Consider the following 13,915-nt stretch of genomic DNA (forward strand, 5'->3'; position numbering starts at 1 on the left):
ACCCCCGGCTGTTCACGCCGCTGCCCCCGCCGCGGCAACAGGCCGCCCAAAAAAAAAACCGCCCGAAGGCGGTTTTGAAGCATCAGTGCAGGATCTGGCTCAAGAAGAGCTTGGTCCGGTCGTTCTGCGGATTGTCGAAGAACTCATCCGGGCTGTTCTGCTCGATGATCTCGCCGCGGTCCATGAAGATCACGCGGTTGGCGACCTTGCGCGCGAAGCCCATTTCGTGGGTCACGCAGATCATGGTCATGCCGCTTTCCTGCGCCAGGTTGACCATCACGTCCAGCACTTCCTTGACCATTTCCGGGTCCAGCGCCGAGGTCGGCTCATCGAACAGCATGATCTTGGGGCTCATGCACAGCGAACGCGCAATCGCCACGCGCTGCTGCTGCCCGCCCGACAGCTGGCCGGGGAATTTCTTGGCCTGGTCCGGAATGCGCACGCGCTCCAGGTACTTCATGGCCGTGGCCTCGGCTTCGGCGCGCGGCTTCTTCAGCACCCACATGGGTCCCAGCGTCAGGTTCTCCAGCACCGTCAGGTGCGGGAACAGGTTGAAGTGCTGGAACACCATGCCGACGTCCTTGCGGATGGTTTCGATGTGCTTGAGGTCGTTGGTGAGTTCCGTGCCGTCCACGATGATGTGGCCCTTCTGGTGCTCTTCCAGGCGGTTGATGCAGCGGATCATGGTGGACTTGCCCGAGCCCGACGGCCCGCACACCACGATGCGCTCACCCGGCGCGACGTCCAGGTTGATGTTGCGCAGCACGTGGAACTGCCCGTACCACTTGTTCACGTCCTGCAATTTGATGATGGCATCAGACATGCCTGTACTCCCGTAAGTATCGCGGTGCGCGTCCGCCCGGGGCGGACGCGCTGCAAAGTTCTAGCGTGCGTGTCCCGTGGCCAGGCGTTTTTCCAGCGCCTGGCTGTACTTGGACATGGAGAAGCAGAAGACGAAGTAGATGAGCGAAATGAACAGGTACGCCTCCACCCCGAATCCGCGCCATGCCGCATCGGACAAGGCCGCCTTGGCCGCCAGCGTCAGGTCGAAGATGCCGATGATCACCACCAGCGAGGTGTCCTTGAACAGCGCGATGAAAATGCTGACCAGCGGCGGAATCACGATCTTCAGCGCCTGCGGCAGGATGATCTTGCGCATCTGCTGCCAGTAGTTCAGGCCCAGCGAATCCGCGCCCTCGTACTGGCCCTTGGGAATCGCCTGCAGGCCGCCGCGCACCGTTTCGGCGATGTACGCCGCCGCGAACATGATGATCGCGATCTGCGCGCGCAACAGCTTGTCGATGGAGAAGCCTTCAGGCAAGAACAGCGGCAACATCACCGACGACATGAACAGCAGACTGATCAGCGGCACGCCGCGGATCAGCTCGATGTACACGACGCACAGCGCCTTGATGGCAGGCATCTTGGAGCGCCGGCCCAGGGCCAGCAGCACGCCGATGGGGAAGGCGAAGGCAATGCCGAACGTGGACAGGATCAGCGTCAGCGGCAGGCCGCCCCAACGCGCGTTTTCCACGTAGGTCAGGCCGAACACGCCGCCCCACATCAGGAGCGCCACGGCCGTCAGGCCCACGGTCCAGATGACGGCGAGCTTCCAGTTCCAGAAGCGGCGGATGCCGCTGCAGACGATCACAGCCACCAGGATGATGGTTGCGATCAGCGGACGCCATTGCTCGTCGTAGGGATAGGTGCCGAACAGGATCAGCCGGTGCTTCTCGATGATGAACGCCCAGCAGGCGCCCCCGGAAGCGCGGCATTCCTGCGCGTTGGCCGCGGAGAAGTTCGCCTTGATGAAGGCCCATTCCACCAACGCCGGCACTGCCATCAGCAGGAACCAGGCCAGCAGCACCGTGATGAGGATGTTCAGCGGCGACGAGAACAGGCGCGACTTGATCCAGACCCAGGCGCCCACGTGGGTGCTGGGCGGCGGCAGGCCTTCGGCGGGGATATGCGAAGTGCTGCTCATATCAACGCTCCACCAGCGCGATGCGCTTGTTGTACCAGTTCATGAATATCGAGATCGACAGGCTGACCGTCAGGTACGCGGCCATGATGATGAGGATGCCCTCGATGGCCTGGCCGGTCTGGTTCAGCGTGGTGTTCACCACCGACACGATGTCGGGGTAGCCGATGGCCACCGCCAGCGAGCTGTTCTTGGTCAGGTTCAGGTACTGGCTGGTCATCGGCGGGATGATCACGCGCAGCGCCTGCGGCAGCACCACCAGGCGCAGCACCTGCTTGCGGCGCAGGCCCAGCGAGCCGGCAGCTTCCCACTGGCCATTGTTGACCGCCTGGATGCCCGAACGCACCACCTCGGCGATGAAGGCCGAGGTGTAGATCACCAGGCCCGCCATCAGGGCGGCGAATTCCGGCGACAAGGTCAGGCCGCCCGAGAAGTTGAAGCCCTTGAGCTCCGGCATGTCCAGGGTCAGCGAAGCGCCGCTGACCAGCCAGCCGACGATGGGCAAGCCGATGAGCAGGCCGATCGCGGCGCGGCCCAGCGGAAACACGCGGCCGGTCGCCTCCTGGCGCTTCTTGCCCCAGTGGCCCAGCAGGATGATCGCCACGATGGCCAGGCCCAGTCCGGCCAGCATCCAGTCCAGCGAATTGCCTTCCAGCCCCGGCACCTTCAAGCCGCGGTTGGAGATGAAGACGCCGGGCAGCGGATTGTGCGCCTGGCGCGGACCCGGCATGTTTTCCGTGATCAGCGCGTACCAGAAGAACAGCTGCAGCAGCAGCGGCACGTTGCGCATTATCTCGACGTAGACCGAGGTGATCTTGGCGACCAGCCAGTTCTTGGACAGGCGGCCGATGCCAATGAGCGTACCGAGGATGGTCGCCAGCACGATGCCGATGACCGCCACGCGCAGCGTGTTGAGCAGGCCCACCAGGATGGCGCGGCCATAGGTGTCCGCAGGGGTATAGGCGATGGGCGTTTCGCCGATCGCGAAGCCGGCCTCGCGGTCCAGAAAGCCGAAGCCCGTGGCGATGTTGCGCACGGACAGGTTGTGCAGCGTGTTTGAAACCAGGAACCACACGGCCCAGGCCACCGCGGCCAGCGCCAGGACTTGATAGACCACGGAGCGCACCCCGGGATCGTTCCAGTTCAGACGCCGGGGAGGTGCCGATGCAGGCGCGCTTTTATTGGGAGTATTCATGAGTAAATCTACAGAAGTCGGACACCGGGCGGCGAAGCCGGTAGGGCCGCGCCACCCACTCCTGCCACCCGCCCGAGGGCGGGAGAGGAAAAACGGAGCGCGGGGCTCCGTTTTTCCAGGCAGCCGTGTGTTAGCGCACCGGCCAGCCGTACATCAAGCCACCTTGCTTGTAGGAAGCATTAAGACCGCGCTCCAGCTTCATCGCGCTGCTCTTGCCCAGCGTGTTTTCGAAGCTCTCGCCGTAGTTGCCCACGTTCTTGATGATGTTGTAGGCCCACTTGTCATCCACGCCCAGGTTCTTGCCCATGCCCGGGGTCACGCCCAGGATGCGCTGGATGTTGGGGTTCGGGCTCTTGGCCATTTCATCGACGTTGGCCTTGGTGATGCCGTATTCCTCGGCTTCGAGCATGGCGTTGAGCGACCAGCGCACGATGTTGAACCATTGCTCGTCGCCCTGGCGGACCATGGGGCCCAGCGGCTCCTTGGAGAAGTCTTCCGGCAGGATGATGAACTTGTCCGGGTTCTCGAGCGTGGTGCGGGTGGAAGCCAGCTGCGACTTGTCGGTGGTGAAGGCGTCGCAGCGGCCGGCCGAGAAGGCACGGATGATTTCGTCGTACTTGTCGATCACGACCGGCTTGAATTCGATCTTCTGGCCGCGGAACCAGTCAGCCAGGTTCAGTTCGGTGGTGGTGCCGGGCTGCACGCAGATGGTGGCGCCGTTCAGTTCCTTGGCGCTCTTGACGTTCAGGTCCTTGGAGACCATGACGCCCTGGCTGTCGTAGTAGTTCACGCCCACGCCGATCAGGCCCAGCGTCGTGTCGCGCGTCAGCGTGACGGTGGTGTTGCGGGTGAGGACGTCGACTTCGCCGGACTGCAGCGCAGTGAAGCGTTGTTGCGTGTTCAGCGGGGTGAACTTGACCTTGGTGGCGTCGCCGAACATGGTCGAGGCGATGGCGCGGCACAGGTCCACGTCGATGCCCTTGTATTCGCCCTTGCTGTCAGCGATGGAGAACCCCGGAATGCCCGTCGAAACCCCGCACTGGACAAACCCTTTTTTCTTGACGTTATCGAAGGTTGCGCCCGCATTGGCAGCCGTGGATGCAGCAAACAAAGCGGCGCCGATCGCAGCGAGTTTCAGTACTTTCATCGTGTTCTCCGTGTGGGATAAAGCGAAGTAGCACGCAGGCCGGGTTGGGTCCACGTATGGGGCGGATGGTAGCGTCCGCGCAGCACGCGGCGCATCCGGGAATTCCCTTGAAATATAGGGACACTGGGTGAAATGAAACGCTGTTTTCTACCAAAAATGGGGGCACTGTTTGAGCCGGGACAAACGCGCCCGGACGCCTTGCGCGCAAATATTTGTCCGCCCCTCGTCCAGGCGGTTTAGGCCACCTTAGTGTCCCCGAGTTACTATTGCGGCTTCATCTGACAGCCGCCATGATCGAATTCCAGCACGTATTCAAATCATATGGTCGCGGCCGCAATATCCTGGCCGACATCAACTTCCGCGTGAGCGCGGGAGAATTCGTTTTCGTATCCGGGCCGTCCGGCGCCGGCAAGTCCACCTTGCTCAAGCTGATCGGCGGGCTGGAGCCCGCCAGCCGGGGTTCGATCCAGGTCAACGGCCAGCGGCTGGACAAGCTGCCCGCCCGCGCCCGGCCGTACCTGCGCCGCGCCGTGGGCGTGATTCTTCAGGACACGCATCTGCTGTTCGATCGAAGCGCGTTCGAAAATGTCATGCTGCCGCTGGCGGTTACCGGCCACGCCTGGGACTCGGCCGCGGCGCGCGCCCGCGCCGCCCTGGACAAGGTGGGACTGTCCGGCAAGGAAGACCTTAATCCGATCGAACTGTCCGGCGGCGAACAGCAGCGCCTGGCGATCGCGCGGGCCATCGTGAACCGGCCCGCCATCCTGATCGCCGACGAACCCACCGCCAACCTCGACCACGACAACGCGCAGCGCATCATGAATGTGTTCCGCGACTTCAACCGCGTCGGCGTGACCACGCTGATCGCCTCGCACGACCAGGACCTCATGGCGCGCTACGCCACCCGCACCTTGCGCATCGACCCGGGCAAGTTCGCCGACTCCCAGGGTTCCGCAACGCCGCCGCCTGAGGCCGGCGCGGGACAACCCGGTATCGGACAGCAGCCGGGCGCCGCGCCCGGCCGCGCCTACCCGGGAGAGTCCGCATGAACGCCTGGCTGCGGCAACATCGCTATGCGCTGCTGGTCACCCTGCGCCGGCTGATCAAGCAACCGTTCTCCTCCCTGGCCAACCTGCTGGTCATGGCCTTGGCGCTGGCGCTGCCGCTATTGGGCAGCGCCATCCTGGTTTCGGTCCAGCCGGTGGCGCGCCAGATGTCGGTCACCCCCGAAGTCACCGTCTTCATGCGCGTGGACGCCCCCGCGGGCGCCGCCGCGGACGTGGCCAAACGCATCCAGGACGAATTCAAGGACGACATCCGAGCCGTGCGCGTGGTTGGCCGCGAGGACGCCTTGGCGGATCTGCGCGCCAACCCGGCCTGGCAGCAGGCGCTGGCCGTGCTGCCGGGCAATCCGCTGCCGGACGCGGTGGTGGTGACGCTGGCCGATGGCGACAACCTCGCCGGCCGGGCCGACAAGCTGGCCGCCTCCTGGAAACAATGGAACCACGTCGACCTGGTGCAGCTGGACAGCGCCTGGGTGCAGCGCCTGGAGGCGATCCTGCGCTTTGCCCGCATCGGCCTGGCCTTCCTGGCCGCCTGCGTGGCGGTGGTGGTGCTGGCGACGGTCTTCAACACCGTGCGTATGCAGGCGCTCTCGCAACGCGAGGAGATCGGCGTGGCGCGGCTGGTCGGCGCCACCGAATCCTTCGTGCGCCGCCCCTTCCTCTACCTGGGCGCGCTATCGGGCGCGGTGGCCTCGCTTCTGGCCATCGGCGTGGCGGCGGTCGCGCTGTCGCCGCTGAACGACGCCCTGGTCGGGCTGGCCCGCAGCTACGGGGCCGAATTCGCCCTGCACCTGCCAGGCCCGGCCGTGCTGATCGGCGCGGTGGTGGCTTCGGCCGCCCTGGGCGCCCTGTCGGCCCGCTGGTCGGTTACCCGCAGCACGCGCTTCTGACGCGCGGCGCCTAAAGCTCCGTATAAAGCCCCTTCTTCCCCGTGATCCGGGGAACGACTTCCGCCCGCCTGTGTAGGATGCTTGCATGCCTGCCCGCGGGCGTCTTCGGCTTTGGGCCGCGCTGCAAAAACAGGACACATTACTGCGCCCGTTACATAGCAATTCACCCGCTGGAAGCTTGAGTATGCAAGAATAAAGCGACATTTTTTTACATATTTTGATACATACCTGATTTCCGAGCTGCCAACTTCGTGTCCCAATCGTTGTTCTTGCCCTTAATCGAGTCCCATGGCCGCCCGTCTTGAAGCCCGTGCGACGCGCCACTATTTCGACAGCGCGTTCCAGTGTCAGGCGGTGAAAGTACTGCCCAACGAGTACTACGTCACCAACGAAGACCTGATGATCTCGACCGTCCTGGGATCGTGCGTCGCCGCCTGTATCCACGACCCGGTCACGGGCGTGGGCGGCATGAACCATTTCATGTTGCCGGAGGGCGACATGCAGTCGCCCGCCTCGGCCACCATGCGCTATGGCGCCTTCGCCATGGAAGTGCTGATCAACGAACTGCTGAAGGCCGGCGCGGTGCGCGACCGGCTCGAAGCCAAGGTGTTCGGCGGCGGCGCCGTGCTGTCCGCCATGCAGCAGATGAACATCGGCGAACGCAACGGCCAGTTCGTGCTGAGCTATCTCAAGACCGAAGGCATCCCCGTCAAGGCGCAAGACCTGGGCGACGTGCACGCGCGCCGCATCAACTACTTCCCGCGCGACGGCCGGGTGATGGTCCGCAAGATGGCGCCGCACCACCAGCGCGCCGAGGAAATCATCGCCAAGCGCGAACAGGCGGCCGCCCAGAGCGTGCAGGCCAAGACCGAAACCCCGCAGCGCGTCGAGCGCTTCACCCGCCCCGGCGTGGAACGTTTCGACCGCCCCGCCCGTCCGGGCGTGGAACGCTTCGACCGTCCCGCCCGCCCAGGCGTGGAACGCTTCGACACCGCCCTGACCCGCCGGCGCCGCACCGAGACCACAAGCGACTGAATGGCCGCGCACGCGCATCGCGCCGCATGCGCCCCTACAATCAGCGCATGTCCACCGTCCGCCTGTTCTACGCCCTGTGGCCTGCCCCCTCGCTGGCCGCCCAGCTCGCGACCTGGGCGGAGCAGGCGCGTCCCGGCTGCGGCGGGCGCGCCATGCGCACGGAAACCCTGCATCTGACCCTGGCCTTCCTGGGGCCGGTGGACGCGGCGCTCGCCGACGAGCTGGCCGCGGCGACTCCTGAACGCCGCCTCGCCCCCGACGACATCCTGCTGGACCGCTACGGCGTCTTCGGCCGCCAGCGCATCCTGTGGGCCGGCCCCGGCGACACGCCCGCGGGCCTGCAGGCCGCCCACGATGAGCTCTGGCTGTGGCTGTCCGGCTTCGGCCTGGCCGCGCCGCCCCAGCCTTTCCGCCCGCACGTCACCCTGCTGCGCAACATCGAGCGCGCCAGCCCCCCTGCCGAGGCCCCCGCCCCCCTGCCCTGGCGCTACGACCGCATGGTGCTGGTCGCCTCCGAATCGCAATCGGGCGGCAGCCGCTATCGCATCGTGACGCAGTCCCGGCCGCAAGCCTCCTGACCTCCCGCTCTGGCACAATCAGCCGGTTGCCACCCCCCGGGACCGCCATGATCATCCTGCTGGACCAAGACGGCGTGCTCGCCGATTTCGAACACGCCTTCATCGACGCCTGGCGCGCGCGCCATCCTGACATCCCGCCAGTGGCGTTCGAGGACCGCAAGTCCTTCTACATCCGCCAGGATTACGCCCCTGAGCTGCGCGGCATGGCCGAAGCCATCTACACGGCGCCCGGCTTCATCCGCGACCTGCCGCCGGTGCCCGGCGCGCTGGAAGCCATCAAGGAATTGCTGGCGCTGGGCATGGACGTGCGCATCTGCTCCTCGCCCCTGTCGCAGTTCGAGAACTGCGTGGCGGAAAAGTATCTGTGGGTGGAAAAGCACCTGGGCCGCGAAGCGACCAACCGCCTAATCCTGACCAAGGACAAGACCCTGGTGCACGGCCACCTGCTGATCGACGACAAGCCGCTGATCGAAGGCGCGGTCAAGCCGCGCTGGAAGCACATCCTGTTCGACGCGCCCTACAACCGCGAGGTGTCGGACCGCCCCCGCATCAGCTGGCAGAACTGGCGCAACGTACTGGCCGGAGAGCTGTATACGGCAGATGAGTGAGTCCTGTTCAGCAGCCGCGATTTGGGACTATTCTGTGTTGCTGTAGCCCCACCCCGGAGGAGCCTGCGCCATGAATCTGTACCGTCTTCTGAAGCAGCGTGAAGCCGATCACAAGCCCTTGCGTGTTGCACTGCTGGGCGCCGGAAAGTTCGGCGCAATGTTCATGAGCCAGGCCCCGCGCACGCCCGGGATGAGGCTGGTCGCGGTCGCCGATCTGGTACCCGACCGGGCCCGCGCGGCGCTTACCCGCGTCGGCTGGCCCGCCACGGCACTCAATGCCGCCAGCACCAATGATGCGCTGAAGAACGGCAAGGTCTATTTCTGCGACGACCCCCACGCCGTGATCGCCAGCCCCGATGTCGATATCGTCATCGACGCCACCGGCCAGGCCGCCGCCGGCATCAGCCATGTGCTGGCCTGCTGCGAATACGGCAAGCACATCATCATGGTCAACGTCGAGGCCGACGCGCTGGCCGGCCCGCTGCTGGCGCGGCGCGCACGCGAAGCCGGCATTGTCTATTCGCTGGCCTACGGCGACCAGCCCGCCCTGATCTGCGAAATGGTGGACTGGGCCCGCGCCAGCGGTTTCGAGGTCATGGCCGCGGGCAAGGGCACCAAGTACCTGCCGGAATTCCATACCTCCACGCCGGACACCGTCTGGCCCTATTACGGCTTCACCGCCGAGATGGTCGCGGCCGGCGACTTCAACGCGCAGATGTTCAACAGCTTCCTCGACGGCACCAAGAGCGCCATCGAGATGGCCGCGGTTTCCAACGCCACCGGGCTGCTGCCCTCGCCGTCCGGCCTGCACTTCCCGCCCTGCGGCGTGGACGATCTGGCGCGCGTGCTGCGGCCGCGCGAAAGCGGCGGCATCCTGCACCACCGCGGTCAGGTCGAGGTGATTTCCTCGCTGGAGCGCGACGGCCGCCCGGTGTTCCGCGACCTGCGTTGGGGCGTGTACGTGACACTGGCCGCCGACAGCGATTACGTGCGCCGCTGCTTCAAGGAATACGGCCTGGTCACGGATCCCAGCGGCAACTACACCGCCATGTACAAGCCCTATCACCTGATCGGGCTGGAGTTGGGCATCAGCGTGGCCAGCGTCGGTTTGCGGCGCGAACCCACCGGCGCGCCCGCCGGCTGGCATGGCGACGTCGTCGCCACCGCCAAGCGCGACCTGCCGGCCGGACAGATCCTGGACGGCGAAGGCGGCTACACGGTGTACGGCCGGCTGATGCCGGCCCGCGATTCGGTCGATGAAGGCTATCTGCCGCTGGGCCTGTCGCACCAGGTCAAGCTGAAGAACCCGGTGCGTCAGTCCCAGGCGATCCGCTGGGCCGACGTGGAGTACGACGAAAGGTCCACGGCGGTGCAGTTCCGCCGCGAAATGGAACAGACCTTCGCCTAGAGTCCGCCCGCGCTGCGGGCAGTCCCCGGCGCCCTAGACCGGCGCCGGCCGCTCCGCCTGGAACAGGCGCAGACGATCCGCGGCGTTGCGCAGGTGCTGGTCGGCGGCGCGGCCAGCGGCGTCCGGATCGCCCGCGTCGATGGCGGCGAAGATCGCCTGATGCTCGCTTTGCACTGCGGCCATGCGTTCGGTGTACATGCGCGCCGTGTTGTTGCGCGCGCTGCGGATGACCCGGCGCACATTGGCTTCCAGGTAATCGTTCAGGGCCACCAAGTGCGGATTATGGGTGGCCTGCACGATGGCGTGGTGGAACTGGTAGTCCTCTTCGTCGCCCAGCTTGTCGTTGAGCAGCGCATATTCCATGCCCACCAGCGCCTGGCGCATCTTCTTCAGGTCCGCATCGGTGCGGCGCTGCGCGGCATAGCGCGCGGCGGTGACTTCGATGGACAGCATCAGCTCCAGGATGTGTTCCAGTTCCTGGTTGTCGCCCGGCGTGGGCGCGGCAATGCGGAAGGCGTTCTTCTGGAAGTTCGGGTCGACGAACACTCCGCTGCCTTGCTGCGACGTGATCAGGCCTTCGGACTTCAGGCGCGCCAGCGCTTCGCGCACGACGGCGCGGCTGACCGAATAGGTTTCCGTCAGCTGCTTTTCCGTGGGCAGGCGATCGCCGGGCGCGAGCACGCCCTGGCGGATCTGCTCCGCCAACGCGTCGCCCAGCGCCGCCGAAAGCGAACTCTTGGGCGCGGCGCGCGGCGGATCCTGTTCTTGGTTGGGCTGCATGGTCGAATGGTGGAAACTTGCGGGCGGCGCGCAGGCGCGCCGCCTCTTGTTTATGGGAATGCCCGGAAGAGCGGCCGCGGCATGGACAGCCACGCCATCCTGGGACTTTACGCGATATAGATGCCGCCGTTGACCTGCATGACCTCGCCCGTGACGAAGCCGGCCAGCGGCGAACACAGGAAAGCGATGGAGCCGGCGATTTCCTCGGCCGTGCCGTAGCGGCGCAGCGGCGTGCTTTCCAGCAGCTGCGCGCCCTTTTGCCCGATCAGGTCCTGGGTCATGGAGGTGGCGATGATGCCCGGCGCCACCGCGTTCACGCGGATCTGCGGCGCCAGTTCCAGCGCCAGGCTGCGCGTGAAGCTCTGCACCGCGCCCTTGGACGCGGAGTAGGCCGCGTGCGCATAGCTGCCGCGCTGGGCCGCCAGCGAGGTCAGCAGCACGATGGCGCCGTCATGGCGCAAGTGGCGCTGGGCGGCGCGGCACACATAGAAGGTGCCGTCCAGGTTCACGCGCATCAGCGTGCGCCAGGCCTCGTCGCTGGTGTCCTTGACCAGCTGCTCCGGGTAGATGCCGGCGCAATGCACCAGATGGTCCAGCCCACCGAAATGCTTGGCCGCGGCCTCGAACACGCGTTCGCAGTCGGCCGATGCCGACACGTCCAGCGCGTGCGTGTAAACGCGCTGCCCGCTGGGATCCAGCTCGGCCGCCACCTCTTCCAGACGCGCGTTGTCGATATCGGTCAGCACCAGCCGGGCGCCATGTGCCGCCATCAGCCGCGCCGTCGCCAAGCCGATGCCATTGCCCGCGCCGGTGATGGCGGCAACCTTTCCTTCGAACGAAATCATTCTGTCTCCTGTAGCACGCTCGTACGCGGGCTGAGCGCCGTTCCGGCGGCCGCGGAAATTCCGATTGGACTCCCGAAACCGCCGCTTGACACGGGAAAAACGCTTGCCCTATGATTTATCGGACAACTTAATAAAGTTGCCTGACAACTTATTCCGAAAGCGTAAAGCAACTGACGCTTTCAGGCAAGAGAGTCGGGAACGACACAGCGGCAAACCGCTACCCAGGCAGGGGACAAACAGGTGGAAATCACCGGCAGCACTACCGTTTTCGCGATCGCGGCGGACCCGATCGCGCACGTCAAGACGCCCCAGCGGCTCAACAACCTGCTGCGCGAGCGTGGCGTGGACGCGGTCATGGTCCCGTTCCATGTGGCCCCCGACGCCTTGCCCGGCCTGTTCGCCGGCATCCGCGGGCTGGCCAATCTGGGCGGCATCGTCGTGACGGTGCCCCACAAGGAACATGCCGCCACCCTGTGCGACGCGCTGACGCCCTCGGCCCAATTGAGCGGCGCGGTCAACGCGGTGCGCCTGCGCGACGGCGTGCTCACCGGCGGCAACTTCGACGGACTGGGCTTCGTCGCTGGCCTGCGCAGCCAGGGCCACGATCCCGCCGGCCGCCACGTTTACCTGGCCGGCCTGGGCGGCGCCGGCAAGGCCATCGCCTGTGCCGTGGCCGACGCCGGCCCCGCCAGCCTGCGCCTGTACAACCGCAGCGCCGACAAGGCGCTGTCCTTCGCCGCCCATCTGGGCCGCCAATATCCCGGCCTGGCCATCAGCGTGGCCAGCGCCACGCCCGAGGCTTGCGACATCGCCATCAATGCGACCTCGCTGGGCCTGAACGACACCGATCCCCTGCCCTTCCAGCTGGACGCGCTTGCCGCCGGCACCGTCATCGCCGACGCCGTCATGAGCCGCGTCGATACGCCCTTGCTGCGCGCCGCCGCCGCGCGCGGCTGCCGCACGCATCCGGGCCTGTACATGCTGGAAGGACAGATTGCCGAAATTGCCCGGTTCCTGGGCATAGAAGAGCCGCGCAAGCCCGCCCGCGCGCTTGCCTGATCAACACATTCACCACACTCCCGTCCCACGGAGGAGACACGCATGAAATTGGCTTTCACCACCGGCCTGCTGTGCCTGGCCGGCATCGCCGCATCGGCCCAGGCCGCGCCCGTCAAGATCGGCCTGATCGAGACGCTGTCCGGCCCGCAGGCCTCGACCGGCCTGATGTTCCGCGCCGCGGTCAAATATGAGCTGGACCGCATCAACGCCGCCGGCGGCTGGAACGGCCAGCCGCTGGAACTGGTCGAGTTCGACAACCAGGGCGGCCCGGTGGGCGCGTCCGACCGCTTCCGCGCGGCCGCCGCCGAAGGCGTGCAGATCCTGGTGCAGGGTTCGTCGTCCGCCATTTCCGGCCAGCTGACCGAAGACGTGCGCAAGCACAACCTGCGCAACCCGGGCAAGGAAGTCGTGTTCCTCAACGTGGGCGGCGAGGCGCTGGAACTGACCGGCCAGAAATGCCACTTCTACCATTTCCGCTTCACCACCAACGCAGACCTGCGCGTGAAGGCGCTGGCCTCGGTCATGTCGGCCGACGGCACGCTGGGCAAGCGCGTGTACGCCATCAACCAGAACTACTCCTGGGGCCAGGACATGGAAGGCGCCACCGAGCGCTTCGCCAAGCAGTACGGCTATGAAGTGGTCGGCAAGACGCTGCACGAAGTCAACAAGATCCAGGACTTCGCGCCCTACGTGGCGCGCATCCGCTCGTCCAACCCCGACACCGTCATCACCGGCAACTGGTCCAACGACCTGTTGCTGCTGATGAAGGCCACGCAGGCCGCGGGTCTGAAGGTCCGCTTCGCCACCGTGTTCCTGGACCAGGTGGGCAACCTGGCCAACGCCGGTGAAGTCGCGCTGGGCCATTACATCGCCCACCCCTACAACATCGAAGCCGCGGGCGAGGAAGGCGCCAAGTTCGCCGAGGACTACAAGTCCAAGACCGGCCACTACCCCAGCTATACCGAGCCGCAGACCGTGATCGGCATCCGCTTCCTGGGCGAAGCGCTCAAGCAAGTGCAGCCGCAGGACGGCAAGCTGTCCGTGCCGCAACTGGCCGGCGCGCTGGAGAAGGTCACCTACACCTCGTCGTTGGGCACCTACACGATGCGCGCGGAAGACCACCAGGTGCAGCTGCCGATGGTGGTGTCCAAGGTCGGCAAGAACGCCAAGTACAAGGCCGACGGCACCGACATGGGCTTCGAGCCGGTCAAGGTGCTGGCCGCGGCCGACGTGTCGGCGCCGCCGCAAGCCACCTGCAAGATGCAGCGGCCGAACTGATGGGTTGCGCGGCCGGACCGTCAGCTTGCGCGTGACGGCCCGGCCGC

14 protein-coding genes are annotated in these 13,915 nt (G+C 66.0%); 8 read left to right on the forward strand and 6 right to left on the reverse strand.

All coding sequences use genetic code 11. The features are described from left to right. Nucleotides 1–82: 82 nt before the first annotated feature. The 4 genes from IAG39_RS28215 to IAG39_RS28230 form a co-directional block, all read right to left on the reverse strand. Complete coding sequence (locus IAG39_RS28215; RefSeq protein WP_042795434.1) at nt 83–823, reverse strand: amino acid ABC transporter ATP-binding protein; 741 nt, start codon at nt 821–823, stop codon at nt 83–85. A gap of 60 nt (nt 824–883) precedes the next feature. Beyond that, nucleotides 884–1,984 carry an amino acid ABC transporter permease gene (locus IAG39_RS28220; protein ID WP_059379100.1) on the reverse strand — a complete coding sequence of 367 codons (1,101 nt, stop codon included), beginning with the start codon at nt 1,982–1,984 and terminating at the stop codon, nt 884–886. Nucleotide 1,985: 1 nt separating this feature from the next. Further along, the gene (locus IAG39_RS28225) at nt 1,986–3,176 is read right to left on the reverse strand and encodes an amino acid ABC transporter permease (RefSeq protein WP_118933915.1); all 1,191 of its coding nucleotides are present in this window, start codon (nt 3,174–3,176) and stop codon (nt 1,986–1,988) included. A gap of 130 nt (nt 3,177–3,306) precedes the next feature. Then, the gene (locus tag IAG39_RS28230) at nt 3,307–4,323 is read right to left on the reverse strand and encodes an amino acid ABC transporter substrate-binding protein (RefSeq protein ID WP_059379103.1); all 1,017 of its coding nucleotides are present in this window, start codon (nt 4,321–4,323) and stop codon (nt 3,307–3,309) included. 290 nt (nt 4,324–4,613) lie between these two features. On the opposite strand from IAG39_RS28230, the gene IAG39_RS28235 reads away from it, so the two are divergent. From IAG39_RS28235 to IAG39_RS28260, 6 genes are all read left to right on the forward strand, one after another. Beyond that, entirely contained in the window at nt 4,614–5,372 is a 759-nt protein-coding gene (locus IAG39_RS28235; RefSeq protein ID WP_118933916.1) for a cell division ATP-binding protein FtsE, read from the forward strand. After that, nucleotides 5,369–6,277: a cell division protein FtsX gene (locus IAG39_RS28240; protein ID WP_059379105.1), complete on the forward strand. Its 909-nt coding sequence runs from the start codon at nt 5,369–5,371 to the stop codon at nt 6,275–6,277. Before IAG39_RS28235 ends, IAG39_RS28240 begins: the two co-directional genes overlap by 4 nt. A 288-nt stretch (nt 6,278–6,565) precedes the next feature. Continuing rightward, a complete protein-coding gene (cheD, locus tag IAG39_RS28245; protein WP_059379106.1) occupies nt 6,566–7,312 on the forward strand; it encodes a chemoreceptor glutamine deamidase CheD in 747 nt (248 codons plus the stop codon). Nucleotides 7,313–7,359: 47 nt separating this feature from the next. Then, complete coding sequence (gene thpR / locus IAG39_RS28250; protein ID WP_059379146.1) at nt 7,360–7,890, forward strand: RNA 2',3'-cyclic phosphodiesterase; 531 nt, start codon at nt 7,360–7,362, stop codon at nt 7,888–7,890. A 47-nt stretch (nt 7,891–7,937) separates the two neighbouring features. After that, on the forward strand, nt 7,938–8,498 hold the full coding sequence (locus IAG39_RS28255) for a 5'-3'-deoxyribonucleotidase (RefSeq protein WP_059379108.1): 561 nt from the start codon (nt 7,938–7,940) through the stop codon (nt 8,496–8,498). 70 nt (nt 8,499–8,568) lie between these two features. Continuing rightward, a complete protein-coding gene (locus tag IAG39_RS28260; protein WP_059379109.1) occupies nt 8,569–9,906 on the forward strand; it encodes an NAD(P)H-dependent oxidoreductase in 1,338 nt (445 codons plus the stop codon). Nucleotides 9,907–9,939: 33 nt separating this feature from the next. On the opposite strand, the gene IAG39_RS28265 is transcribed toward IAG39_RS28260, so the two are convergent. Together IAG39_RS28265 and IAG39_RS28270 are read right to left on the reverse strand one after the other, a co-directional pair. Beyond that, nucleotides 9,940–10,686, reverse strand: coding sequence for a FadR/GntR family transcriptional regulator (locus tag IAG39_RS28265; protein WP_059379110.1), 747 nt, complete (start codon nt 10,684–10,686; stop codon nt 9,940–9,942). A 107-nt stretch (nt 10,687–10,793) separates the two neighbouring features. Further along, nucleotides 10,794–11,531: an SDR family NAD(P)-dependent oxidoreductase gene (locus IAG39_RS28270; RefSeq protein ID WP_059379111.1), complete on the reverse strand. Its 738-nt coding sequence runs from the start codon at nt 11,529–11,531 to the stop codon at nt 10,794–10,796. A gap of 240 nt (nt 11,532–11,771) precedes the next feature. Here IAG39_RS28270 and IAG39_RS28275 point away from each other — a divergent pair, with 240 nt between their 5' ends. Then, on the forward strand, nt 11,772–12,590 hold the full coding sequence (locus IAG39_RS28275) for a shikimate dehydrogenase family protein (RefSeq protein WP_118933917.1): 819 nt from the start codon (nt 11,772–11,774) through the stop codon (nt 12,588–12,590). Nucleotides 12,591–12,632: 42 nt separating this feature from the next. Then, nucleotides 12,633–13,868, forward strand: coding sequence for a branched-chain amino acid ABC transporter substrate-binding protein (locus IAG39_RS28280; RefSeq protein ID WP_059379114.1), 1,236 nt, complete (start codon nt 12,633–12,635; stop codon nt 13,866–13,868). Nucleotides 13,869–13,915: the final 47 nt, after the last annotated feature.

The organism is Achromobacter xylosoxidans, from assembly GCF_014490035.1.
Classification (GTDB): domain Bacteria; phylum Pseudomonadota; class Gammaproteobacteria; order Burkholderiales; family Burkholderiaceae_B; genus Achromobacter; species Achromobacter bronchisepticus_A.

Bases quoted from the DNA above. Each gene is read 5' to 3' on its own strand.
- IAG39_RS28230 (WP_059379103.1), bottom strand. From the start codon at position 4,323: ATGAAAGTACTGAAACTCGCTGCGATCGGCGCCGCTTTGTTTGCTGCA.
- IAG39_RS28240 (WP_059379105.1), top strand. From the start codon at position 5,369: ATGAACGCCTGGCTGCGGCAACATCGCTATGCGCTGCTGGTCACCCTG.
- cheD (WP_059379106.1), top strand. From the start codon at position 6,566: ATGGCCGCCCGTCTTGAAGCCCGTGCGACGCGCCACTATTTCGACAGC.
- IAG39_RS28265 (WP_059379110.1), bottom strand. From the start codon at position 10,686: ATGCAGCCCAACCAAGAACAGGATCCGCCGCGCGCCGCGCCCAAGAGT.
- IAG39_RS28270 (WP_059379111.1), bottom strand. From the start codon at position 11,531: ATGATTTCGTTCGAAGGAAAGGTTGCCGCCATCACCGGCGCGGGCAAT.
- IAG39_RS28255 (WP_059379108.1), top strand. From the start codon at position 7,938: ATGATCATCCTGCTGGACCAAGACGGCGTGCTCGCCGATTTCGAACAC.
- IAG39_RS28220 (WP_059379100.1), bottom strand. From the start codon at position 1,984: ATGAGCAGCACTTCGCATATCCCCGCCGAAGGCCTGCCGCCGCCCAGC.
- IAG39_RS28215 (WP_042795434.1), bottom strand. From the start codon at position 823: ATGTCTGATGCCATCATCAAATTGCAGGACGTGAACAAGTGGTACGGG.
- IAG39_RS28260 (WP_059379109.1), top strand. From the start codon at position 8,569: ATGAATCTGTACCGTCTTCTGAAGCAGCGTGAAGCCGATCACAAGCCC.
- IAG39_RS28280 (WP_059379114.1), top strand. From the start codon at position 12,633: ATGAAATTGGCTTTCACCACCGGCCTGCTGTGCCTGGCCGGCATCGCC.
- IAG39_RS28235 (WP_118933916.1), top strand. From the start codon at position 4,614: ATGATCGAATTCCAGCACGTATTCAAATCATATGGTCGCGGCCGCAAT.
- thpR (WP_059379146.1), top strand. From the start codon at position 7,360: ATGTCCACCGTCCGCCTGTTCTACGCCCTGTGGCCTGCCCCCTCGCTG.
- IAG39_RS28225 (WP_118933915.1), bottom strand. From the start codon at position 3,176: ATGAATACTCCCAATAAAAGCGCGCCTGCATCGGCACCTCCCCGGCGT.